Origin of the sequence: Mycolicibacter senuensis (assembly GCF_002101885.1) — a bacterium.
Classification (GTDB): Bacteria; Actinomycetota; Actinomycetes; order Mycobacteriales; family Mycobacteriaceae; genus Mycobacterium; species Mycobacterium senuense.
Genome location: NZ_LQPS01000037.1, coordinates 15,688 through 38,527, shown reverse-complemented (window position 1 = coordinate 38,527; position 22,840 = coordinate 15,688). Strand labels below are relative to the sequence as shown.

Genomic DNA, 22,840 nt, shown 5'->3' with positions numbered 1-22,840 from the left:
TCAGGCGGTGCCGGCTGCCAGCGAAAGGTGCCGGCGCTTGGCTTGCTCCCGCAGCGTCTTCCGTCGCTTGGCACTGGACAGCAGGCGGGCCACCGCCGTCTCGATGCTGCGGGCGAATTCGTCGACGTCGGGCATGGTGTCGTAGTCGGCCAGGACTCCGAAGAACAGGCTCTCGGCGTAGCTCAGCATCGCCACCCCGGACCGCAACTGCAGCGCGATCGGCGGCACCGGAAGCACCTCGAGCACGGGGCGGCCCATGATGTGCAGGGTCTCCGACGGCCCCGGCACATTGGTCGCCAGCGTGGTGACACCCTGCTGAGGCAGCCGCGTCAACAGCCGCACCGCCCACGCGGTCAGCGGGAACGGAATGTGGTTGGCCGCCGAGACGAACACGCTGCCGGCTTGGCGCTGCCCGGTGCGCTTGGTTCGGCTCAGCCGCGCGTGCACCAGCTTCAGCCGCCGCACCGGGTTGTCCTCCTCCACCGGCAGGCAGGGCAGCATCACCGACACCCGATTGTCGGTCGCGCCGACGGCATCGCCGCCGCGCGTGGACACCGGGACCAGGGTGCGCAGCGTTTCGGGCAGCGGGCGTTCGCCGCGGCGGTTCAGCATGCCGCGGTAGGCCTCGGTCAAGCCGGCCAGCGCGACATCGTTGAGGGTCACGTCGAACGCCTGACAGATCTGACTGATGTCGGCGAGCGATACCTTCGCCGAGCTGTACCGGCGCATGGCGCTCATCGGTCCGTTCAACGCGGTGGGGGTGCCGGAGCGTAGCAGCCCGGCGGTCAGCTCGACGGTGCCGCGGGCCGCCCGCACCGCCGCTGCGCTGATCGCGGTCGACACATTCCACAGCTCGGCGGCCCAGGCCGCAGGGCTGCTGTTCACGGTGGGAAGTCCGAAATGCCATTCGCCCGAATGTGATTCGTGCGAGCTAGGAAGGTGGCCGGCGAAACTCGCCACCCGGTCGCCCAGGTCGCCGCTTTCATCGCAGAGCCCGGTGAACAGGTGCGACGTCGCGATCCCGTCGCCCACGCAGTGATGGACCTGGATCAGCATGGCCCACCGGTCATCGGTCAGCCCCTCGATCACCCAGATGTGCCACAGCGGTCGATCCCGGTCCATCCGGCGGGCCATCTGGTCGGCGACGAAGCGGAACAGTTCGGCGTCGTCGCCGGGGCGCGGCAGGGCGACTCGACGCACATGGTGCGCCATGTCGAAGCCGGGGTCGTCCACCCACCGGGGCGGCACCAGGTCGAGCGGATGCAGCTGCAGCTTCTGGCCGAACCGCCGGCAGCCGCTGATCCGGGCACCCAGGGTGGAGATCAGCGTGGCGTAATCCGGTGGCGGGCCCTCCAAGACGATCAACCCGCCGATCGCCAGACTGATGTGGCGGTCGGAGTCCTCGGCCTCCAAGAAACCTGCGTCCAGTGTCGTCAATTGCTCCACGATGCTGACCTCCTGCACTGGTCCAGGTCTTATGATCCGCGCGAGCCGGGCGAACCGGCAGGGCCACAAGTCCCGAGTGCGCAAGGCCCAACGGCGTGGCGGCGCGGGCCTTCCTCCCCTGTCCGGGTGCACGGTGGAAAGACGATGCTCAAAGGGTCACGGGCTCTGGCAGGCTCGCCGAATTCAGCCCGGGGCCCATGACCGCAGAAAGGGGGCCCGGACCGTGGATGAACAGCCTGCTGGCTACCAAGCCACCGCGGCCGTTCGGGAGACCGTTCGCACTGCGCTGCAGCTGGCAGCCCGCGCACCGTCGGTGCACAACTCCCAGCCGTGGCGCTGGAAGGTGCAGCTGGCGACACAGCAGCCTGTACTGGAGCTGTTCGCCAACCCCGATCTGCACCTGCGCAGCGTGGATCCCGACGGCCGCGGTCTGATCTTGAGTTGCGGTGCGGCGCTACACCATTGCGTGGTCGCACTGGCCGCGCTGGGCCGGCGGTGCAAGGTGCACCGGCTGCCCGATCCGGCCGACCCCTACCATCTGGCCACCATCGAGCTGTGCGACACCGATCCCGGACAGCAGCCCGAACACGCCCCCGATCAGGTGGACGTCGCACTGGCCGCGGCGATCCCGCGCCGGCGCACCGACCGCCGGTGCTTCAGCGGCTGGCCGGTGGCGGCGGCCGACATCGCGCTGATGGGCGCCCGCGCCGCCCGCACCGGGGTGATGCTGCGCCGAATCGACGCGCTCGACCAGCTGAATACCGTGGTGGCTCAAGCTGTTTTCGCCCACCGGACCGACTACGACTACCTCGCCGAGCTGACCACCTGGAGTGGTCGGTACGGGTCGGTGGCCGGCGTCCCGGCACGCAGTGTTCCGACGCCGAGTACCGGCGCGCCGATTCCGGGGCGGCTGTTCGCCGACCCGCTGCTGGCCCAGCCGCCCGGAGCCAACCCGGCCGAGGACCGCGCGGTGATGCTGGCGTTGGGCACCGAGCACGACGACCGGCTGTCGCAACTGCGTGCCGGTGAGGCCACCAGCGTGGTGTTGCTGACCGCGACGGCGCTGGGGCTGGCCAGCTGCCCGGTCACCGAGCCGCTCGAGATCGCCGAAACCCGTGCCGCGGTACGCCGCGACGTCTTCGGCACCAGCGGCTATCCGCAGATGCTGCTGCGGGTGGGCTGGGCCCCGATCAACGCCGACCCGCTGCCGGCGACCCCGCGGCGTTTCCTCAACGACACCGTGGAATGGCTGACCGCCGGTGATCGGCCGGCCAACCCGGCTGAAGCCGGGAACCTCGCGGTGTGTGTCTGAGGGTGCCGCCGAGGGCTATAGCGTCAGCGGCGCGGACCAGCGCACCAGCGTGCCACCGCCCGGTGCCGCTTCGATGCCGAACGTCCCGCCCGCCTGCTCGGCACGCTGCTGCAGATTGGCCAGACCGCTGGGGGTGATCACCTCCGGCATCCCGCGGCCGTTGTCGGCCACCTCGATGGCCAGGTCGTCTTCGACCTTGATCTGCACCGTCACCTCGGTGGCGCCGGAGTGCCGGACCGCATTGCTGACCGCCTCGGAGACCACCGCCTCGGCGTGGTCGGCCAGCACCGGTTCGACCACCGACAGCGGGCCGATGAACGCAACGGTGGTGTGCAGGCCCGAACCGGAGAATTGGGCGACGGCGTTGTCGAGGCGTTGCCGCAGCCGGGTCACCGTCGACGAGGTGCCGTGCAGGTCGAAGATGGTGGTGCGGATCTCGCCGATGATCTCCTGCATGTCGTCGACCGCGTCGGTCAGCCGGCGCCGTACCACGGCGTCGCGGGCCCGCGGAATGGTGCCCTGCAGCGACAACCCGACCGCGAACAGTCGCTGGATGACGTGGTCGTGCAGGTCGCGAGCGATCCGGTCGCGGTCGGTGAGCACGTCGAGTTCATGTATCCGGCGCTGCGAGGAGGCCAGCTGCCAGGCCAGCGCGGCCTGGTCGGCGAACGCGGCCATCATGTCGAGTTGTTCGACGCCGAACGGGATGGTGCCGTGGCGCATCACCACCACCACGCCGGCCACCGCTTCGGCGGCGCGCAACGGCAGGATCAGTGCCGGACCGGTCGCGTCGATCCCGGGCAGCGCAAGCCGGGGAACCTGCCGCGGCTTGCGCTGGGAGAACGCCTCGCCGACCGGGGTGCCGAGGACCGGGAGGGTGTCGCCGTCGATGGGCGCCATTGCCGCGCCGATGGTTTCGACCACGAGCAGCTCGTTGATCTCGGCTTCGGGGGCGTCGTCATCGAGCGGGATGGCGACCAGCGCCGACTCGGATCCGGTGAGCTTGCGGGCTTCCTCGGCGATCATCCGGAACACGGTGCTCGGATCGGTTCCGGACAGCAGTTCGGTGGCGATGTCGCGGGTGGACTCGATCCAGGACTGCCGCGCCTTGGCCTGGGCGTACAACCGGGCGTTGGCAATGGCGATCCCGGCGGCGGCGGCCAGTGCCTGCACCAGCACCTCGTCGTCCTCGCTGAACGGCAGTCCGTTGGCCTTCTCGGTGAGATACAGATTGCCGAAGACCTCGCCGCGCACGCCGACCGGCACCCCGAGGAACGTGCGCATGGTCGGGTGCCCGGACGGAAATCCCACCGCCGAGGGATGTTTGGTCAGATCATCGAGCCGCAGCGGTTTGGGGTCCTCGATCAGCAGGCCCACCACACCCAGCCCCTCGGGCAGACGTCCGATCCGCGCGAACGTGTCGTCGTCGATGCCCTCGTGGACGAACTCCAGCATCCGGCGGTCATTGTCGTGTACTTCCAGCGCACCGTATTTGGCATCGACCAGGTTGGTGGCGGTCTGCACGATGGAGCGCAGTGTGGCGTCGAGTTCCAGCCCGGAGGTGACCACCAGCATCGCGGCCAGCAGGCCGTCGAGGCGATCGCGTCCCTCTACGATCTGTTCCACCCGGTCTTGGACGCCGACCAGCAGTTCGCGTAGCTGTAATTGAGATAACTTGTCGCGCAGCGGGTTCGGGCCGTCCGCGGGTCCGTCGTCAGTCATTCCGGGAGCGCTCGAGCTTGGTGGCGAACACCGCGGCCTGGGTTCGCCGTTCCATTCCCAGCTTGGCCAGCAGCCGCGACACGTAGTTCTTGACGGTCTTCTCGGCCAGGAACATCCGGTCGGCGATCTGCTTGTTGGTCAGGCCCTCGGCGAGCAGGCTCAGCAGGGTGCGCTCCTGTTCCGAGAGCCCGGACAGCGGATCGGGCTTGGCGGTGGCACCGCGCAGCTTGGCCATCAGCGCCGCCGCGGCGCGGTTGTCCAGCAGCGAGCGTCCGGCGCCGACGTCCTTGACGGCACGGGCCAGCTCCATGCCCTTGATGTCCTTGACGATGTAGCCGCTGGCGCCGGCCAGGATGGCGTCGAGCATGGCCTCATCGGAGGTGAACGAGGTCAGGATCAAACACCGCAGCTCGGGCATGCGGGACAGCAGCTCACGGCAGAGTTCGATGCCGTTGCCGTCCGGCAGCCGTACGTCGAGCACCGCCACGTCGGGGCGCAGCGCCGGGATGCGCGCCAGCGCTTCGGCGACCGAACCGGCCTCGCCGACCACGTCGAGCTCCGGATCGGCGCCGAGCAGGTCGATCAGGCCGCGGCGCACCACCTCGTGGTCGTCGACCAGAAAGACTGTGACCACATTGCGTCCTCTCCGCTGACGGCACTGACCACCGTAGCGGCGCAGCCCGCGGATTCACAGGGTAAAAAGCCCCGATCCGCTGCCCGGAAGTAGTATCGGCAATCCCCGACAAGGAGGTCGCAGTGGACCGGTCCGCCCTCAACGCGTTGTTCGACCTGACCGGCCGCACCGCCATCGTGACCGGAGGTACTCGCGGCATCGGATTGTCGGTGGCGCACGGCCTGGCCGCCGCCGGCGCGAAGGTCGTCGTGGCCAGCCGCAAGAGCGATGCGTGCGAGCGCGCCGCCCGACAACTCTCCGCGGCCGGCGCCGACGCCATCGGAGTGCCGACGCATCTCGGCGACGTCGACGCGATCCAGCAGCTGGTCGACACCGCGGTCGAGCGGTTCGGCGGCATCGACATCGTCATCAACAATGCGGCCAATGCGCTCGCCCAGCCGTTGGGCGAGATCACCCCCGAGGCATTGAGCAAGTCGTTCGCGGTGAATCTTCAGGGGCCGGTGCTGCTGGTTCAAGCGGCGCTACCGCACCTGCGCGCCAGCGGCCGGGCCGCGGTCCTGAACATGGTGTCGGCCGGAGCCTTCGTCTATTCGCCGGCGACGTCGATGTACTCGGCGGCGAAGGCGGCACTGGTTTCCTTCACCCGATCCATGGCCGCGGAGTTCGCCTCATCGCGGATCCGCGTCAATGCGCTCGCCCCGGGACCGGTCGATACCGACATGGTGCGCAACAACCCGCCGGAGTTCATCGAATCATTGCGGGCTGCCACTTTGCAGCGGCGCATCGCCGACCCCGAGGAGATGGTCGGCCCGGCGCTGCTACTGGTCTCCGACGCGGGCAGCTTCATCACCGGGCAGACCCTGCACGCCGACGGCGGGATGGTGGCCCGCTGACCGCCTCAGTCGGCTGTGGTATCCCGCTCGGTGGCACGCAGCGCCTGGGCCGCGCCGCCCAGGAACGGCGTGATGATGTCTACCGGCAGCGGGAACACCACCGTCGAGTTCTGGTCGGCGCCGAGTTCCAAAAGGGTTTGCAGATAACGCAGTTGCAGCGACGCCGGATTACGCGACAGTGTCTCGGCGGCCTGGCTCAGTTCCTCGGAGGCCTGCAGTTCACCACGGGCGTTGATGACCTTCGCCCGGCGTTCACGCTCGGCCTCGGCCTCGCGGGCCATCGCCCGCTGCATCGATTCGGGGATCTCGACGTCCTTGATCTCGACCACCCGGACCTGCACGCCCCACGGCTCGGTCTGCTTGTCGATGATGGTGCGCAGGTCGGCGTTGAGGTCGTCACGGTGGGCCAGCAAGGTGTCCAGGTCGGCCCGGCCCAGCAGTGAGCGCAGGGTGGTCTGGGCGATCTGGGAGGTGGCGACCGCGTAGTTCTCGACGGCCAGAATCGCTTTGAGCGGATCGACCACCTGGAACATCACCACCGCGTTCACCCGGGCGGGAACGTTGTCGCGGGTGATCACCTCCTGCGGCGGGATGGTGAGCGTCACGACCCGTTCGTCGACGCGGATCATCTTGTCCACCAGCGGAATCAGGAACCGCAAACCGGGCTGGTAGAGCGGACGGGCATGGCCCACCCGGAAGACGACGCCCCGTTCGTATTGCGGCAGCACCCGAATAGAGAAGTAGGCCAGCACAGCCAGCGCCGCGATCACGAGCACCACCACGGTGATGAGCCCTTCACTCATTTGCGTGCTGCCTTCCTGGTCCCGGCCGTCGACGAACTCTCCGAGAAACCGCCCCACCGGGTGGAGTACCGGTCGATGGCCGCTTCGACCTGCTCGACCTGCGCTTGCCCGCCGGCCGGGCCCGGCGTCTCGGTGGGGGCGTTCGACGGAGTGTTCCACAGATGCCGCACCAGTGGGGAACCGCCGGCCAGCACGATCAGGATCGTCGCACCCAGCACCAGGACGTCGCCGGACCGGTGGTTGGCGATCAGCGTCGCCAGCGGCATGACCACCCCGAATCCGGCTACCGCACAGGCGATGCCCCGGTGGAACCGGCCCGCCTCCGAATGCGGCCACGGGTCCACCGGACGGCTGATCTCCCGGCCGTGATTCGACGTGGTGCAGGTGTCCTTGACCGGGCAGGCGTTGCAGATCGACGGCGTGGCGCGGTAGCGCATCACCCGGTTGTCCGGGTCGAACGACGTCGGCCAGAGCCACTGGTCCTCCGGGCATTTCCAGGCGTCGTGATCCTCGTGGTAGGCGAACTTGCCGGTGCGCCACTGGGCGGCGCGGCCGGAGGTCCGCCTGGCCATGGCGTCGAAGCCCCATGCGAAGACGAGCAGGAGCAGGGCGTAGCCGGACATCAGCCACACCCACGCTCCCGGCATCGTCATCGTCGTCAGCTCTCCGTTTCGGAAGCGTCAGCATCCGCGCCGACCGTCACCGTGGCGTAGAGCGGGTGCTCCGGCAACTCGTCGACCGTCTCACCGGAACGGAAGTTGCGCAACGCGATCCAGGCGATCCAGCAGAAGGGCAGCACGCCGCCGACGATGACGATCAAGTCGCCCGGCAACCGCATCCACTCCAGCAGGGCGTTGCCCGGCTTGGTGATGTAGCCCAGCGACCGTGCCTCGAAGTAGCCGGCGTTGACCGAGTGGAACAGCTGCAGCACACCCAGCGGCAGCAGCGTGACGAACACCATCCAGGCCAGTCCGATGTTCATGCTCCAGAACGAGAGTCGGGCCAGCTTGTTCGGCCATTTGTCCGCCGGGATCACATAGCGGAACGCGAACATCGCCAGCGCCACCGCGAGCATGCCGTAGACCCCGAACATCGCCGCGTGCGCGTGGTTGGCGGTCAGCGCGGTGCCGATCTCGTAGTAGGACACCACCGGGAGGTTGATCAGGAAGCCGAAGATGCCCGCCCCCAGGAAGTTCCAGAACCCGACCGCGACCAGGAACATCACCGCCCAGCGGGCCGGGAAGTTGTGCTCGCCGCCGGCTTCCTGGCGAGCACCCAGCTGCAGGAACGCCCACGCCTCCACGGTCAGGAAGGTCAGCGGGATGACCTCGGCGGCGGAGAAGAACGCGCCCAGGGCCATGTGCTCCACCGGGGTGCCGGAGAAGTACAGGTGGTGCATGGTGCCGATCACGCCGCCGGCGGAGTACAAGATGATGTCGAGGAAGATCACCAGCAGCGCGACGCGCTCACGTACCACCCCGAGCTGCACGAAGAGGTACGCCACCATCGCCGTGGTGAACAGCTCCAGGAAGTCCTCCACCCACAGGTGCACCATCCAGAACCGCCAGAAGTCGGCGACCGAGAAGTGTGTTTCGCTGCCGGCGAGCAGGCTGACCGCGTAGAAGGCCGGGATGGTCAGGCCGGTGAAGAAGAACACCCAGGGCAGATTCAGCTTCGAGGTGGACGCCAGCTTGGCGCGCATGCCGCGCCAGATGATGAAGATCCACAGGAACAGGCCGATGATCAGCAGCACCTGGAACACCCGTGGCAGGTCCAGGAACTCCCACTGCTGGGAGAGGGCGGTGCCCGGCTCGATCATCCCGAAGATCGACAGCGCCTCGAATGCCATGGATCCGAAGACCACCACCGCGAGCGCGCCGAGCAGCCCGTAGACCAGCCACGACTGCTTGGTGGGTTCGCGGCGGGTGATGAACGGCACCAGGAAGATCCCGCCGGCCAGGAACGCCGCCGCCGTCCAGAACAGCGACAGCTGCAGGTGCCAGGTGCGGGCCAGGTTGTAGGGCAGCAGCTTGGCCAGGTCGATGCCGTAGAACTCCGCCAGGTCCGCGCGGTAGTGCTCGACGGCGCCGCCCAGCAGCGTTTGGATCAAGAACAGCACCGCGACCACGGCGAAGATCCAGATCGCGGCACGCTGCGAGCGGGTCAGCGGCACCTCGCCGGGCTGGCGAAACTTGAGCTTGGTCGTCTCGGCGCCGTGCCAGCCGATGTTCTGGCTCCACCGGCCGTAGATGGTGAACATGATCCCGATCCCGCCGAGCAGCGCGATCAGCGACAGCACCGACCACACCACGACCGATCCGGTGGGACCGTTGTCGACGCGGGGCTCCGACGGCCAGTTGTTGGTGTAGCTGTAGTTGTGGCCGGGTCGGTCGGCCGCCGCGGCCCAGGCGGTCCAGGCGAAGAACGCGGTCAGGTCGTGGATCTCACCCGGGTCGGTGATCATGTTGGGCAGCAGACCGTATTTGGTGGTGGCCTCACCGAAGTACTCGGCGTAGTGGCGCGTGATGTCGTCGAACGCGCGGGCCTGCTTGTCGGTGAAGACCAGCGTTGACGTGTCGGCGTTGTAGCGGTTGGTCCGGAACTCGGCGACCACTTCCTCGTGCGGGTTGACCACGCCCTCTGCTTCGAACTGGGCGGTCACGTTGTCGGTGGCCAACCGCAGGTATTCGGCGGTGTAGTCCGGGCCGAGGTAGGCGCCGTGGCCGAGGATCGAGCCGTACTGCATCAGACCGCGGGCCTGGAACAGCGTCTGGCCGCGGGTGATTTCGTCGCCGGTGAACAACTGCTCGCCGGTCTCGGTCACGACCTTGTCCGGCATCGGCATGGATGCGGTGTAGGTGCGGTAGGCCAGGATCCCCATCACCAGGAACCCGAAGATCATCACCAGGGCCACGCCCTGGGCCCAGCCCTTGCCGACCAATGCTTCGGCGCGCCCGGAATCGCTGCTCGGGGTGCCCATCTCTGTCGCTTCGGTGGTCATGGACGGGGACGCTAACAGCAGCGGCGGCAAAAATTCGTGAATCTGTTAGTGAGCTCACGGTTTTGGGGTCCGGCGTTAGCATTGTTGCTGACCAAGGCCCCTTGACACCGAAATACGACATCGCGTAGTAGGCGCCGATTGTCGGTGGGCGATGGCAGTTTCGCCGTTGTGCTCGACCTCGTGCTTCCCCGGCAGTGTGGTGGCTGCGGCGCCCCGGCGACCCGGTGGTGTCCCGGCTGCGCGGCGCAGCTGGCCATCGGGCCCGACGAGCCGCGGCTGGTGAGTCCGCGGCTGGACCCGCAGGTGCCGGTGTTCGCGCTGGGCCGCTACGCCGGAGCCCGCCGGGCGGCGATCGTCGCGGTGAAAGAGCACGGGCGCACCGACCTGATCACCCCGCTGGCGTCGGCGCTGGCTGAGGCGCTGCACCGGCTGCTGTGCTGGCGGATGGTCGACCTGCCGCTGACGCTGATTCCCGCGCCCACCCGGCGCAGCGCGGCCCGCCAGCGCGGCGGTGACCCGATCGGGCGGATAGCGGCCGCCGCGACGGCGCGCCGGCCCGGTATGACCGTGGTGCCCGCGCTGCGGATGCGCGCGCTGACCCGCGACTCGGTCGGGCTGGGCAGCGGTGCCCGGGAACGCAACATCGCCGGCCGGGTGCTGTTGTGCCGCCGCAGGCTGCCCGCCGCCGGCGGCGATGTCGTGATCGTCGACGACGTCGTCACCACCGGCGCCACCCTGGCCGAGTCGGTGCGGGTACTGCGGGCCGGCGGCGTTCGGGTGATCGCCGCGCTGGTGATCGCGGCCGCCTGATGCCGTCACGGCAACCAACCGGCAACGGGTCCGTCAAACCGGTGGCACGTATCCGGCGGCATGGCTACGGTCGTCATCAAGAGGTTCGCTGGACCGTAAAGGCGCAGCAGTACGTGGTCGAGACGACGAGAAAAGAGTGTCGAGCATGGCAAGTCAATTCGTGGAAACCAGTCGTACGCAGGTCGACGCCGACGACAGCCCGGAGCAGCCGACCGGAGCGGAGATCGTGGTCAAGGGCCGCAACGTCGAGATCCCGGACCACTTCCGGGTCTATGTCGCCCAGAAGCTGGCCCGGCTGGAGCGGCTGGACCGCTCCATCCGGCTGTTCGACGTCGAGCTCAAACACGCCAACAACCGCCGGCAGCGAAAATCCTGCCAGCAGATCGACATCACCGCGCACGGTCGCGGGCCGGTGATCCGCGGCGAGGCCCGCGCCAACAGCTTCTACGCCGCGTTCGAGGCCGCGATCGACCGGCTGGAGGGCCGGTTGCGGCGCCACAAGGGCCGCCGCAACGTCTCCTACGGCGACAAGACGCCGTTGTCGGTGGCCGAGGCGACCGGTGCGACGACGCTGGACCCGGAGTTCCTCGCCGCGGCGTTCAACCGGGACGGCACCGCCGAGCCGGACCGCGACGGGTCCGCGCACGGCCATCCCTTTGATGGGCACGGTCACGATCACGAGCCGGGCCGGATAGTGCGCACCAAGGAGCACACCGCCACGCCGATGTCGGTCGATGACGCGCTCTACGAGATGGAGTTGGTCGGCCACGACTTCTTCCTGTTCCACGACAAGGAGAGCGACCAGCCGTCGGTGGTGTACCGCCGCCACGCCTACGACTACGGACTGATCCGATTGGTCTGACGCCGCCCGAACCGACGCTGCGGGAAAGCCGTCCTGACACTGCTCGGCCGCGGCAAAACCGGGCTGCGCAGCAGCGTCACCTACCATGGGTGACGCTCGTAATAGACGAAGACTGAGTAGGGGACCAGCCGTGCTGTCCAAGTTGCTGCGTTTTGGTGAAGGCCGGATGGTCAAACGGCTCAGGAAGGTCGCCGACTACATCGACACGCTGGCCGATGATGCCGAGGCCCTCACCGACGCCGAACTGCGGGCCAAGACCGACGAGTTCCGGGAGCGGCACCAAGCCGGCGAATCCCTCGATGACCTGCTGCCGGAGACGTTCGCGGTGGCCCGCGAGGCGGCCTGGCGGGTGCTGAGCCAGCGGCCCTTCCACGTGCAGCTGATGGGCGGCGCGGCGCTGCACTACGGCAACGTCGCCGAGATGAAGACCGGTGAGGGCAAGACCCTGACCTGTGTGCTGCCGGCCTACCTCAACGCGATCGCCGGCAAGGGCGTGCACGTCGTCACCGTCAACGACTACCTGGCCAAGCGCGACAGCGAGTGGATGGGCCGGGTGCACCGGTTCCTGGGCCTGGAGGTCGGGGTGATCCTGTCGGCGATGACCCCGGACGAGCGGCGGGTCGCCTACAACGCCGACGTCACCTACGGCACCAACAACGAGTTCGGCTTCGACTACCTGCGTGACAACATGGCGCATTCGCTGGACCAGCTGGTGCAGCGCCCGCACAACTTCGCCATCGTCGACGAGGTCGACTCCATCCTGATCGACGAGGCCCGCACCCCGCTGATCATCTCCGGGCCGGCCGACGGCAGCTCCAACTGGTACACCGAGTTCGCCCGGATCGTGCCGTTGATGGAGAAGGACGTCCACTACGAAGTCGACCTGCGCAAGCGCACCATCGGGGTGCACGAGCTCGGGGTGGAGTTCGTCGAGGACCAGCTCGGGATCGACAACCTCTATGAGGCGGCCAACTCGCCGCTGGTCAGCTACCTCAATAACGCCCTGAAGGCCAAGGAGCTGTTCAACCGCGACAAGGACTACATCGTCCGCAACGGCGAAGTCTTCATCGTCGACGAGTTCACCGGCCGGGTGCTGGTGGGACGGCGCTACAACGAGGGCATGCACCAGGCCATCGAGGCCAAGGAGCAGGTGGAGATCAAGGCCGAGAACCAGACGCTGGCCACCATCACCCTGCAGAACTACTTCCGGCTCTACGACAAGCTCGCCGGGATGACCGGTACCGCCGAGACCGAGGCCGCCGAGCTGCACGAGATCTACAAGCTGGGCGTGGTGCCGATCCCGACCAACAAGCCGATGGCGCGCACCGACCAGATCGACCTCATCTACAAGACCGAGGAGGCGAAGTTCGCCGCGGTCGTCGACGACCTTGTCGAGCGGTACGAGAAGGGCCAGCCGGTGCTGATCGGTACCACCAGCGTGGAACGCTCGGAGTACCTGTCCAAACAGCTGACCAAGCGGCGCATCCCGCACAACGTGCTCAACGCCAAGCAGCACGAGCGCGAGGCGCACATCATCGCCGAGGCCGGCCGGCGCGGCGCGATCACGGTGGCCACCAACATGGCCGGCCGCGGCACCGACATCGTGCTCGGCGGCAACCCGGACTTCCTGGCCGATCAGAAGCTGCGCAGCCGGGGTCTGGACCCGGTCGAGACCCCCGACGAGTACGAGGCCGCCTGGGACGAGACGCTGACCGCGATCAAGGCGGAGGCGGCCGCCGAGGCCAAGGAAGTCATCGAGGCCGGCGGACTGTACGTGCTGGGCACCGAGCGGCACGAGTCGCGGCGTATCGACAACCAGCTGCGCGGCCGGTCCGGCCGGCAGGGTGACCCGGGGGAGTCGCGGTTCTACCTGTCGCTGGGCGACGAGCTGATGCGACGGTTCAACGGCGCCGCACTGGAGTCGCTGCTGACCCGGCTGAACCTGCCCGACGACGTGCCGATCGAGGCCAAGATGGTCAACCGGGCGATCAAGAGCGCCCAGACCCAGGTCGAGCAGCAGAACTTCGAGATCCGCAAGAACGTGCTGAAGTACGACGAGGTGATGAACCAGCAGCGCAAGGTGATCTACGCCGAGCGCCGGCGCATCCTCGACGGCGAGAACCTCGCCGAGCAGGCCCACGACATGCTCGTCGACGTGATCACCGCCTACCTCGACGGCGCCACCTCCGAGGGCTACGCCGAGGACTGGGACCTGGAGCAGTTGTGGACCGCGTTGAAGACGCTGTACCCGGTGGGCATCGACTATCACGAACTGCTGCACGCCGCCGATGTCGGCGAGGCCGACGACCTGTCCCGCGAGGAACTGCTGGAGGCGCTGCTCGCCGACGCCGAGAACGCCTACGCCGGGCGTGAGGCCGAGGTCGACGGCAAAGCGGGTGCCGGGGCCATGCGGGAGCTGGAACGCGGTGTGCTGCTGTCCGTCCTGGACCGCAAGTGGCGCGAACACCTCTACGAGATGGACTACCTCAAGGAGGGCATCGGCCTGCGGGCGATGGCCCAGCGCGACCCGCTGGTGGAGTACCAGCGCGAGGGCTACGACATGTTCACCGGCATGCTCGAGGGCCTCAAGGAGGAGTCGGTCGGCTTCCTGTTCAACGTCGCCGTCGAGGCCGCGCCCGCCCAGCCGCAGGTGGCGCCGGTGGCCGCCCCGGAGGGGTTGGCGCAGTTCGGGTTGCGCGCCAAGGGAGTCGACGGCGCCAATGGCGCCGACGGCGCCGACGGCACCCCGGGCCTGACCTACTCCGGGCCGGATGAGGACGGCTCCGCGCAGGTACGGCGCAGTCGGGATCTGCAGCCGGCGGGCGCCTCCTCGCGCCGTGAACGCCGGGAAGCGGCCCGCCGCGAGGGCCGCGGGCCCCGGCAGCCGAAGACCCCGCCGAAGGGCTGAGACCCGCCCTCAGCCGATGTGCAGGGCGACGATCTGCCAGGCCATGCCCGGTCCGTTCGCGGCCACCTGCTCGATACGACAGGCCAGCGCGTGGGTACGCCGGCCGCGCCGGTAGGTGCCGAAAGCCTCGACGGCGGTGGCCGGCTCGGCTGATCCGGTCGGTTGCACGCGCACCCGCTGCAGTGTCGCCGGCCCGCTGCGGGCGGCCGCGCCGGCGCGCACCGGCAGCACCGACTCGGCCAGTCCCGCGGCGAGTAGCGGATACATATGCGCCGCTGAACGGCGACCATCGATGACCTCCAGAACCCGGCGCAGCGCGGCGTCGGCGAACACGACGGCCGACTGCAACGGTGGCGGCAGCCGGTGACGCGGGGGCCGGTCCGGCCGAACTCCGGGGGGATGTCCGCGCCGGGGCCGGGGCCCGGCCGGTGGCCAATGGTGCGCCGGCCGGCGCTGCGCCGCCGTACGGGCCGGTGGCTCGTAGTCGATCACCGGGGCGACGGTCGGGTGTACGGGCGGGGATGGGTCCACGGTCACAGCAGCTCTCCACGATCGATCCGACGGATGACCCTGCTGGAGAGTGGCAGGATGTGTGGCGATCATCGCACAATCACGGCGCGGCCGTATCCGGGTGCGCGGCGCTCCGGCGGCGGGCTACCGTGAGCGGCAGTGTTTCTCCGGTTCTGGTTCCGGTGGGTGTCGCGCGCCAGGCCGAATCGAGTCAGCAGGGAGGGCGGGCGGCGATGGTGAACCGGCTGTCGGCGACGGATGCGGCCTTCTACCGGCTGGAGAACACGACCACGCCGATGTACGTGCAATCGCTGTTCATCCTGCGCCGGCCGCGCGGCGGGTTGGGCTATGAGCAGCTGCTGGGCACCGTCGAGCAGCGGCTGCCGCAGATCCCGAATTACCGGCAGAAGATCCGCGAAGTCACGATGAGCCTGGCCCGGCCGGTGTGGGTCGACGACCACGAGTTCGACATCACCTATCACGTGCGCCATCTGGCGGTGCCCTCGCCGGGCAGCGACCGCCAGCTGCACGAGCTGATCGCCCATCTCGGGCAGCAGCCGCTGGATCGGCACCGGCCGCTGTGGGAGCTGTACCTGATCGAGGGGCTGGCCGACAACCGCATCGCGCTCTACATCAAGTCGCATCAGGCGCTGGTCAACGGAATGGCGGCGCCGGCGCTCGGGCACGTCCTGGTCGACCGGACCCAGCGCCCCCCGCCGTTCGACGAGGACATCTGGGTTCCGCGGCGCGAGCCCGGCGCCGTCGAACTGGTCCTCGGGGCGGTCGGGGACTGGGTGGCCGCACCTCGAACCCAGCTGCAGGCGGTGGGATCGACGTTCAGCGACCCGCTGACCTGGGTGGGCCGCAAGGCATTCGACACCGCCCGGGCGATGATGCGCGGCACCGCACCGCATACCCCGCTCAACACCCAGGTGTCGCAGAACCGCCTGTTCACGGTGGCGCACGGTGCGCTGGAGGACTATCGCACGGTTCGCGCCCGCTACGACTGCGCGATCAACGACGTCGTGCTCGCCGTGATCACCGGGGCACTGCGCAACTGGCTGCTGTCCCGGGGCGAGCCGGTGTCCTCGACGCGGACGGTGCGGGCGATGGCGCCGCTGTCGGTGTACCCCGACCACGAGTACGACACCGCGGGCCAGCCGATCGGCGCGGTCACCCCGTTCCTGGTGGATCTGCCGGTCGGAGAACCCAATCCGGTGGTGCGGCTGTCCCAGATCGCCTACGCCACCGAATCGCACCCGACGTCGACCGGCCTGGTGGATGCTCGCACCATCTTGACCGTGTCGGGCTTCGCGCCGCCGACGCTGCATGCGATGGGCGTTCGGGTGGCCACCGCGTTCGCCGGCTTCTCCGGGCGGGTGTTCAACCTGTTGATCACCAATGCGCCCGGGGCGCAGCGGCAGCTGTACGTCTGCGGCGCCAAACTGCTCGAGACCTACAGTGTGCCCCCGCTGCTGCCCAACAAGGCGTTCACCATCGGGGTCACGTCCTACAACGGCACGCTGTACTACGGGGTCCACGCCGACCGCAAGTCGATGAGCGACGTCGGGCTGGTCTCGGCGCTGTTGGACGAGGCGCTGGCCGAACTGTTGGAGGCAGCCACGTGAGCGGTGCGCAGACCCCGATCGCCGACGATGTGTACGAGGCCGAGTTGCTGCGCCTGCAGACCGAATTCGTCAAACTCCAGGAGTGGGTGCGGGGCTCCGGCGCCCGAGTCGTGGTGATCTTCGAAGGCCGCGACGCGGCCGGCAAAGGCGGTGTGATCAAGCGGATCACCGAGAGCCTCAACCCGCGGGTGGTCCACGTGGCGGCCCTCCCGGCGCCCACCGAACGCGAACGCGGGCAGTGGTACTTCCAGCGTTACGTCGCCGCGCTGCCGGCGCGTGGCGAGATCACCCTCTTCGACCGGTCCTGGTACAACCGTGCCGGCGTGGAGAAGGTGATGGGGTTCTGCACGGCCGACGAGCATGCGCGCTTCCTCGAGCAGGCCCCGGTCTTCGAGCAACTGCTGATCGACGACGGAATCCTGTTGCGCAAGTACTGGTTCTCGGTATCCCAGGACGAACAGCTACGTCGGTTTCGCAAGCGGCGCAACGATCGACTCAAGCAGTGGAAGCTGTCCCCGATGGACCTCGAGTCGGTGAATCGCTGGGACGACTACTCGCGGGCCCGAGACGAGATGATGGCGCACACCGACGTCGCGTCGAGCCCCTGGTACGTCGTCGAGTCCGAGATCAAGAAGCACGCGCGGCTGAACATGATGGCGCACCTGCTGTCGACGATTCCCTACCGCGAGGTGGCGCTTCCGCAGGTGGAACTGCCGGATCAGCCGGTGGCCGGCGATGGTTACCAGCGCCCCGACCGCGGAAACTACCGCTACGTCGAGGACTACGCGGCGACGCTGCCGGCCGCGACGACCGGCGGTGCTTGATGGCCGCGACCCTCCCCCGCAAGTGGGACGTGCCCCCAGTCGCCCGGCTTCGCCGCGCTCGCGATCGCGGCTAGGGTCTTCGCTCATGCGGGTCTACATCCCGGCAACGCTGGCCATGCTCGGCCAACTGGTCGCCGACGGGTCACTGCGGGCGGTCAGCGGGACCGCGTTCGCCGTGACACCGGCGCTGCGGGAGTCCTATGCCCACGGCGACGACGAGGAACTGGCCGAGGTGGCACTCGGCGAGGCGGCGCTGGCCTCGCTGCGGTTGCTCGGTGCCGCCGGCGCGGGTCCGGACGACGAGTCGCCGCCCACCCGCCGGGCGGTGCTGGTCGCCGAGGTCGACGGAGCCGCTGTGCGCCCCGATCTCGATACCGCCGTGGTGCGGTTGGCCGGGCCGGTTGAGATCGGCGACGTGGTTGCGGCCTACGTGGACAACGCGGCCGCCGAAGCGGCGGTGCGCGCGGCGGTGGCGGCGATCGATGACGCCGACCTCGGCGACGAGGACGCCGAACTGACCGTCGGCGATGCCCAGGACCACGACCTGGCCTGGTATGCCACCCAGGAACTGCCGTTCCTGCTCGACCTGCTCTGATGTCGGCCGGGCCGGGTTACGCTACCGTAGGTTTATCGTGAGCAAGAAACATTCCGCGGTCACCGCGAACATCGGCGACACCAAACGGCCGACCGTCGCCGGCGCCGACCGGCATCCGGGTTGGAACGCGTTGCGCCGCATCGCCACGCGGATCACCACGCCGCTGCTGCCGGATGACTACCTGCGGTTGGCCAACCCGCTGTGGTCGGCCCGTGAGCTGCGCGGACGGGTGCTGGAGGTGCGGCGTGAGACGTCCGATTCGGCGACGCTGGTCATCAAACCGGGCTGGGGTTTTCACTTCGACTACCGGGCCGGTCAGTACATCGGCATCGGCCTGCTGGTCGACGGCCGCTGGCGCTGGCGGTCCTACTCGCTGACCTCCAGCCCGGTGACCGGGGCACGCACCGTCGCGATCACCGTCAAGGCGATGCCCGAGGGCTTCCTGTCCAGCCATCTGGTGGACGGCGTCGCCCCGGGCACCGTGGTGCGGCTGGCCGCCCCGCAGGGCGAGTTCGTGCTGCCCGATCCGCCGCCGGCCACGGTGTTGTTCCTGACCGCGGGGTCCGGCATCACCCCGGTGATGTCGATGCTGCGGACTCTGGCCCGCCGGGACGGCATCACCGACGTGGTGCACCTGCACTCGGCGCCCACCGCCGCCGACGTGCTGTTCGCCGACGAGTTGGCGGACCTGGCGCGTGCGCACCCCGGCTACCGGCTGCTGTTGCGCGCCACGCGCACCGAAGGCCGGCTGGATCTGTCGGGCCCCGGCCCGCTGGACGTGGAGGTGCCCGACTGGCGCGGCCGGCAGGCCTGGGCGTGCGGGCCGGCGGCGCTGCTGGCCGACGCCGAGCGCATCTGGGCGGCCGCCGGGATCGCCGACCGGCTGCATATCGAGCGATTCACCCTCGCGCGTACCGCCGTGTCCGACGGGGGCGGCACGGTTAGCTTCGCCGCCAGCGGCAAGAGCGTGGTCACGGATGCGGCGACGACGCTGCTCGAGGCCGGTGAGAGCGTCGGGGTGCAGATGCCGTTCGGCTGCCGGATGGGCATCTGCCAGTCCTGTGTGGTGGAGTTGACCGCCGGCCAGGTCCGCGATCTGCGCACCGGTGCCGATCATGAGCCGGGCACCCGCATCCAGACGTGCATCTCGACGGCGGCGGGCGACTGCGAGCTGGACGTCTGAGGGTTACCCGCTGGTAACCTACGTCAACGTAGGTTACGATAGCGTAGGTCTAAAGTTTTGGTATCACGTGCCCGAAAGGCGGTTCGATGGCGGTAACCGACGTCGAGGTGTTCGCGCATCTCAGCGACGCCGATGTGGAGAATCTCGCCGCTGAGCTCGACGAGATCCGCCGTGACATCGAGGCATCCCGCGGTGAGCGTGACGCCCGCTATATCCGTCGCACCATCGCCGCGCAGCGGGTGCTCGAGGTGACCGGCCGGGTGATGCTGGCCGCCGGCTCGCGACGCTCGGTCCGCTGGGCCGGCACCGCGACGCTGGGCGTCGCCAAGATCATCGAGAACATGGAGATCGGCCACAACGTCATGCACGGCCAGTGGGACTGGATGAACGACCCGGAGATCCACTCCAGCGGCTGGGAGTGGGACATGGCGGGGTTGTCCAAGCACTGGCGCTTCACCCACAACTTCCAGCATCACAAGTACACCAACATCCTCGGGATGGACGACGACGTCGGCTACGGCCTGCTGCGGGTCACTCGTGACGCGCCCTGGAAGCGCTTCAACCTGTTCAACCTGTTCTACAACACGATGCTGGCGGTCGGGTTCGAGTGGGGAGTCGCCTTGCAGCACCTGGAGGTCGGCAAGATCTTCATGGGCCGAAGCGATCGTGCGGCGACGCTGGTGCGGCTGCGGGAGTTCGCCGCCAAAGCCGGTCGGCAGTTGTTCAAGGACTACGTCGCGTTCCCGGCGCTGACCGCGCTGTCGCCCGGCGCGACGTTCGGTTCGACGCTGAAGGCCAATGCGATCGCCAACGTGATCCGCAACGTGTGGTCCAACGCGATCATCTTCTGCGGTCACTTCCCGGACGGCGCAGAGAAATTCACCAAGACCGACATGGACGGGGAGACGCGCGGCCATTGGTATCTGCGGCAGTTGTTGGGCAGTGCCAACATCGACGCCGGGCAGCCGATGCGGTTCTTCAGCGGCAGTCTGTCCCATCAGATCGAACACCACCTGTACCCGGACCTGCCCAGCAACCGCTACCCCGAGATCGCGGTGCGGGTGCGCGAGATCTGCGAGCGCTACGACCTGCCCTACACCTCGGGCCCCTTCCTGGTGCAGTACGGCAAGACCTGGCGCACCATCGCCAAACTGTCGCTGCCGGACCGATTCCTGCGTGACACCGCCGATGACGCCCCGGAGACTCGCAGCGAGCGGATGTTCGCCGAGCTGGGCCCGGGGTCGACCGGAGCCGACCCGGTGACCGGCCGGCGTCGCGGGCTCAAGACCGCGATCTCGACCGTGCGGAGTTGGCGGCGCGACAAGCAGGCCGGCCTGGCCGCCTGACCTCCGGTTGTGGCGCGCTAACCCTCGCGGAGCGTGGACAGTAGGTGTCGCGCGGCGGTGACCCGCCGTGCAGCGGGTCCGGAGAGCGCATCCAGGACGCACTCCGGGTCGGCCGGCGGCCCCAGATGCCCACAGCCGCGCGGACATTCGGTGATCGCCTCGGCGAGGTCGGAGAACGCCATGAGTACATCGTCGGGCGCGATGTGGGCCAGGCCGAACGAACGGATGCCGGGGGTGTCGATCACCCAGCCGGATCCGGCCAGCCGCAGCGCCACCGACTGGGTGGAGGTGTGCCGCCCCCGGCCGATGTCGGTGACCTGCCCGACCGCTCGGCCGGCTTGCGGGACAAGGCGATTCACCAACGTCGATTTGCCCACCCCGGAGTGACCCAGCAGCACCGTGACGTGGGACTGCAATAGCGGCGCCACCGCGTCCAGCGGATCGTCACGCCCTGCGGTGACCACGGTGAGATCCAGGTCGGCGAACTGGCCGGCGAACGGCTCCGGATCGGCCAAGTCCGTCTTGGTCAGGCACAGAATCGGCACCAGCCCGCCGGCGTAGGCGGCGATCAGCGTCCGCTCGACCAGGCCGGTGCGCGGCGGCGGGTCGGCCAGGGCCACCACGATCAGCAACTGGTCGGCGTTGGCGACCACCACCCGTTCTGTCGGGTCGGTGTCATCAGCGGTGCGGCGCAACACCGTTCGCCGGGGGCCGCGCCGGACGATGCGGGCCAGCGTGTCGGGCCGGCCGGACAGGTCGCCGACGACGTCGACGTCATCGCCGACGACGATCGGCGTGCGGCCCAGTTCCCGGGCGCGCATCGCGGTGATCTGGCGGTCCGGCTCGCCGTCCAGCACGCACCCCCAGCGGCCGCGGTCGACGCTGATCACCATGGCCGACCGGGCGTCGGCGTGTTCGGGGCGGATCTTGGTGCGCGGCCGGGAGCCGCGGCCGGAACGGACCTTGACGTCGGATTCGTCGTAGTCGCCGGGCTTCAAGCGCTCGAACCCGAATCGGCCAGCATGTCCGCCCACATCCGGGGGAACGCGGGCAGGGTCTTGGCGGTGGTCTCGATGTCCTCCACGTCGACGTCGGCCACCCGCAGGCCGATGATCGCGCCTGCGGTGGCCATCCGGTGATCGGCATAGGAGCACCAGGTTCCGCCGTGTAGTGGCGCCGCGGTGATGATCAGGCCGTCGGGCGTTTCGACGGCGTCGCCGCCCAGCCGGTTGATCTCGGTGGTCAACGCCGCCAGCCGGTCGGTCTCGTGCCCGCGCAGGTGCGCGATACCGCTCAGTCGCGACACCGATCCCGGTGCCGCCAGTGCGGCCAGCGCGGCCACGGTCGGGGTGAGTTCGCCGACCGTTCGCAGGTCGACGTCGAATCCGGCATAGCTGGGTGGCCCCTGTACCTGCAGCTGTGAATCGGTCTGGCGGATCGTCGCGCCGGTCCTGCCGAAGATGTCGATGACGGTGCCGGAAGGCTGAACGCCGGCGGTGGGCCAGTCGGTGATGCGCACCTCGCCGCCGGTGACCACGGCCGCGGCCATAAATGGGGTGGCGTTGGACAGGTCCGGCTCGATCTCCCAGTGCCGGGCCGCCACGGTGGCCGGCGACACCCGCCAGCGGTTGCCGGTGGTGTCGTCGATGTCGATCCCGGCCTGGCGCAGCATCGTGACGGTCATCGCGATATGCGGCGCCGACGGTAGCGACGCGCCGGTGTGCACCACGGTCAGACCGTCGTCGAATGCCGCCGCGGCCAGCAGCAGGCCGGAAACGAATTGTGAGGACGCCGAGGCGTCGATCTCCACGGTGCCGCCGGCGACGGACCCGGTGCCCTTGATCGTGAACGGCAGGGTGTCACCGTCGACCGCGATGCCCAGGCCGCGCATCGCATCCAGCAGCGGAGCGATGGGCCGAGCCCGGGCCTGCTCGTCGCCGTCGACGGTCACGGTGGCGGTGCCCAGCGCGGCCAGCGGCGGTACGAATCGCAGCACGGTGCCGGCCAGGCCGCAGTTCAGCCAGGTGTCCGGCTCGGGGTCGATCTCGCCGCTGACGGTCACCTGGTGGGCCACCGCCTCGACCCGCAGGCCCAAGGCTCGCAGCGCGTCGAGCATCAGGTCGGTGTCGCGGCTGCGCAGCGCCCCGGCGAGGGTGGAGACCCCGCCGCCGCGCGCGGCCGCCAGCGCCGCCAGCACCAGCGCCCGGTTGGTCTGGGATTTCGACCCCGGCACGGTGACCGTGGCGTCGACAGGGGTGGTGGTGGTCGGTGCCGGCCAAGTCGTCACGGTTTCATCCTGCCAGCGTTTGGCTCCGGCGCTGGTATTCGGTGGTTCAGCGAGGCTCGACGGAGGAGAGGCGAAG

General features: G+C 69.0%; 19 protein-coding genes. 10 read left to right on the top strand and 9 right to left on the bottom strand.

What is annotated here, in order from left to right:
- A complete protein-coding gene (locus tag AWC24_RS11515) occupies positions 1-1,446 on the bottom strand; it encodes a WS/DGAT/MGAT family O-acyltransferase (RefSeq protein WP_085085148.1) in 1,446 nt (481 codons plus the stop codon).
- 223 nt (positions 1,447-1,669) lie between these two features.
- Here AWC24_RS11515 and AWC24_RS11510 point away from each other — a divergent pair, with 223 nt between their 5' ends.
- Positions 1,670-2,758, top strand: coding sequence for an Acg family FMN-binding oxidoreductase (locus AWC24_RS11510; protein WP_085085026.1), 1,089 nt, complete (start codon positions 1,670-1,672; stop codon positions 2,756-2,758).
- Between the two features lie 15 nt (positions 2,759-2,773).
- Here the strand turns inward: AWC24_RS11510 and AWC24_RS11505 are convergent, their stop codons facing one another.
- Both AWC24_RS11505 and dosR read right to left on the bottom strand, forming a co-directional pair.
- Positions 2,774-4,480 carry a GAF domain-containing sensor histidine kinase gene (locus tag AWC24_RS11505; protein ID WP_085085025.1) on the bottom strand — a complete coding sequence of 569 codons (1,707 nt, stop codon included), beginning with the start codon at positions 4,478-4,480 and terminating at the stop codon, positions 2,774-2,776.
- Positions 4,473-5,114: a hypoxia response regulator transcription factor DosR/DevR gene (gene dosR / locus AWC24_RS11500; RefSeq protein WP_085085023.1), complete on the bottom strand. Its 642-nt coding sequence runs from the start codon at positions 5,112-5,114 to the stop codon at positions 4,473-4,475. The genes AWC24_RS11505 and dosR overlap by 8 nt, the downstream gene beginning before the upstream one ends.
- A 122-nt stretch (positions 5,115-5,236) precedes the next feature.
- On the opposite strand from dosR, the gene AWC24_RS11495 reads away from it, so the two are divergent.
- The gene (locus AWC24_RS11495; protein ID WP_085085021.1) at positions 5,237-6,007 is read left to right on the top strand and encodes an SDR family NAD(P)-dependent oxidoreductase; all 771 of its coding nucleotides are present in this window, start codon (positions 5,237-5,239) and stop codon (positions 6,005-6,007) included.
- Between the two features lie 5 nt (positions 6,008-6,012).
- Here AWC24_RS11495 and AWC24_RS11490 read toward each other — a convergent pair whose 3' ends face one another.
- Genes AWC24_RS11490 through AWC24_RS11480 form a run of 3 tightly spaced genes read right to left on the bottom strand, consistent with a single transcriptional unit; the run spans position 6,013 to position 9,790 of the window.
- A complete protein-coding gene (locus tag AWC24_RS11490) occupies positions 6,013-6,810 on the bottom strand; it encodes a slipin family protein (protein WP_085085019.1) in 798 nt (265 codons plus the stop codon).
- Positions 6,807-7,463, bottom strand: a complete 657-nt coding sequence (locus AWC24_RS11485; RefSeq protein WP_085085017.1) for a hypothetical protein — start codon at positions 7,461-7,463, stop codon at positions 6,807-6,809. The genes AWC24_RS11490 and AWC24_RS11485 overlap by 4 nt, the downstream gene beginning before the upstream one ends.
- A gap of 5 nt (positions 7,464-7,468) precedes the next feature.
- Entirely contained in the window at positions 7,469-9,790 is a 2,322-nt protein-coding gene (locus AWC24_RS11480) for a nitric-oxide reductase large subunit (protein ID WP_109560425.1), read from the bottom strand.
- Positions 9,791-9,979: 189 nt separating this feature from the next.
- Here AWC24_RS11480 and AWC24_RS11475 point away from each other — a divergent pair, with 189 nt between their 5' ends.
- The 3 genes from AWC24_RS11475 (at position 9,980) to secA (ending at position 14,391) form a co-directional block, all read left to right on the top strand.
- Positions 9,980-10,621 (top strand): ComF family protein, encoded by a 642-nt coding sequence (locus AWC24_RS11475; RefSeq protein WP_085085146.1) that lies wholly within the window; start codon positions 9,980-9,982, stop codon positions 10,619-10,621.
- A gap of 145 nt (positions 10,622-10,766) precedes the next feature.
- Entirely contained in the window at positions 10,767-11,483 is a 717-nt protein-coding gene (gene hpf, locus AWC24_RS11470; protein WP_085085013.1) for a ribosome hibernation-promoting factor, HPF/YfiA family, read from the top strand.
- 130 nt (positions 11,484-11,613) lie between these two features.
- The gene (gene secA / locus AWC24_RS11465; protein ID WP_085085011.1) at positions 11,614-14,391 is read left to right on the top strand and encodes a preprotein translocase subunit SecA; all 2,778 of its coding nucleotides are present in this window, start codon (positions 11,614-11,616) and stop codon (positions 14,389-14,391) included.
- Between the two features lie 9 nt (positions 14,392-14,400).
- On the opposite strand, the gene AWC24_RS23035 is transcribed toward secA, so the two are convergent.
- Positions 14,401-14,928 carry an Rv3235 family protein gene (locus AWC24_RS23035; protein ID WP_234807337.1) on the bottom strand — a complete coding sequence of 176 codons (528 nt, stop codon included), beginning with the start codon at positions 14,926-14,928 and terminating at the stop codon, positions 14,401-14,403.
- A gap of 206 nt (positions 14,929-15,134) precedes the next feature.
- Between AWC24_RS23035 and AWC24_RS11455 the strand changes: the two genes are divergently transcribed.
- The 5 genes from AWC24_RS11455 (at position 15,135) to AWC24_RS11435 (ending at position 20,477) form a co-directional block, all read left to right on the top strand.
- Positions 15,135-16,529 carry a WS/DGAT/MGAT family O-acyltransferase gene (locus tag AWC24_RS11455; RefSeq protein WP_085085007.1) on the top strand — a complete coding sequence of 465 codons (1,395 nt, stop codon included), beginning with the start codon at positions 15,135-15,137 and terminating at the stop codon, positions 16,527-16,529.
- Positions 16,526-17,353, top strand: a complete 828-nt coding sequence (gene ppk2, locus AWC24_RS11450; RefSeq protein ID WP_085085005.1) for a polyphosphate kinase 2 — start codon at positions 16,526-16,528, stop codon at positions 17,351-17,353. The genes AWC24_RS11455 and ppk2 overlap by 4 nt, the downstream gene beginning before the upstream one ends.
- A gap of 85 nt (positions 17,354-17,438) precedes the next feature.
- Positions 17,439-17,948, top strand: a complete 510-nt coding sequence (locus tag AWC24_RS11445; protein ID WP_085085003.1) for a DUF6912 family protein — start codon at positions 17,439-17,441, stop codon at positions 17,946-17,948.
- Positions 17,949-17,985: 37 nt separating this feature from the next.
- Complete coding sequence (locus AWC24_RS11440) at positions 17,986-19,131, top strand: ferredoxin reductase (RefSeq protein WP_085085001.1); 1,146 nt, start codon at positions 17,986-17,988, stop codon at positions 19,129-19,131.
- Between the two features lie 86 nt (positions 19,132-19,217).
- Positions 19,218-20,477, top strand: coding sequence for a fatty acid desaturase family protein (locus tag AWC24_RS11435; protein ID WP_085084999.1), 1,260 nt, complete (start codon positions 19,218-19,220; stop codon positions 20,475-20,477).
- 17 nt (positions 20,478-20,494) lie between these two features.
- Here AWC24_RS11435 and rsgA read toward each other — a convergent pair whose 3' ends face one another.
- Positions 20,495-21,475 (bottom strand): ribosome small subunit-dependent GTPase A, encoded by a 981-nt coding sequence (rsgA, locus tag AWC24_RS11430; protein ID WP_085084997.1) that lies wholly within the window; start codon positions 21,473-21,475, stop codon positions 20,495-20,497.
- Positions 21,472-22,764 carry a 3-phosphoshikimate 1-carboxyvinyltransferase gene (aroA, locus tag AWC24_RS11425; protein ID WP_085084995.1) on the bottom strand — a complete coding sequence of 431 codons (1,293 nt, stop codon included), beginning with the start codon at positions 22,762-22,764 and terminating at the stop codon, positions 21,472-21,474. Before aroA ends, rsgA begins: the two co-directional genes overlap by 4 nt.
- Positions 22,765-22,840: the final 76 nt, after the last annotated feature.

What these genes read in the sequence shown, in the direction of transcription:
- AWC24_RS11505 (WP_085085025.1), bottom strand. Translation starts at nt 4,480, where the DNA reads ATGACTGACGACGGACCCGCGGACGGCCCGAACCCGCTGCGCGACAAG.
- AWC24_RS11490 (WP_085085019.1), bottom strand. Translation starts at nt 6,810, where the DNA reads ATGAGTGAAGGGCTCATCACCGTGGTGGTGCTCGTGATCGCGGCGCTG.
- AWC24_RS11485 (WP_085085017.1), bottom strand. Translation starts at nt 7,463, where the DNA reads ATGACGATGCCGGGAGCGTGGGTGTGGCTGATGTCCGGCTACGCCCTG.
- AWC24_RS11480 (WP_109560425.1), bottom strand. Translation starts at nt 9,790, where the DNA reads ATGGGCACCCCGAGCAGCGATTCCGGGCGCGCCGAAGCATTGGTCGGC.
- hpf (WP_085085013.1), top strand. Translation starts at nt 10,767, where the DNA reads ATGGCAAGTCAATTCGTGGAAACCAGTCGTACGCAGGTCGACGCCGAC.
- AWC24_RS11455 (WP_085085007.1), top strand. Translation starts at nt 15,135, where the DNA reads ATGGTGAACCGGCTGTCGGCGACGGATGCGGCCTTCTACCGGCTGGAG.
- AWC24_RS11445 (WP_085085003.1), top strand. Translation starts at nt 17,439, where the DNA reads ATGCGGGTCTACATCCCGGCAACGCTGGCCATGCTCGGCCAACTGGTC.
- AWC24_RS11435 (WP_085084999.1), top strand. Translation starts at nt 19,218, where the DNA reads ATGGCGGTAACCGACGTCGAGGTGTTCGCGCATCTCAGCGACGCCGAT.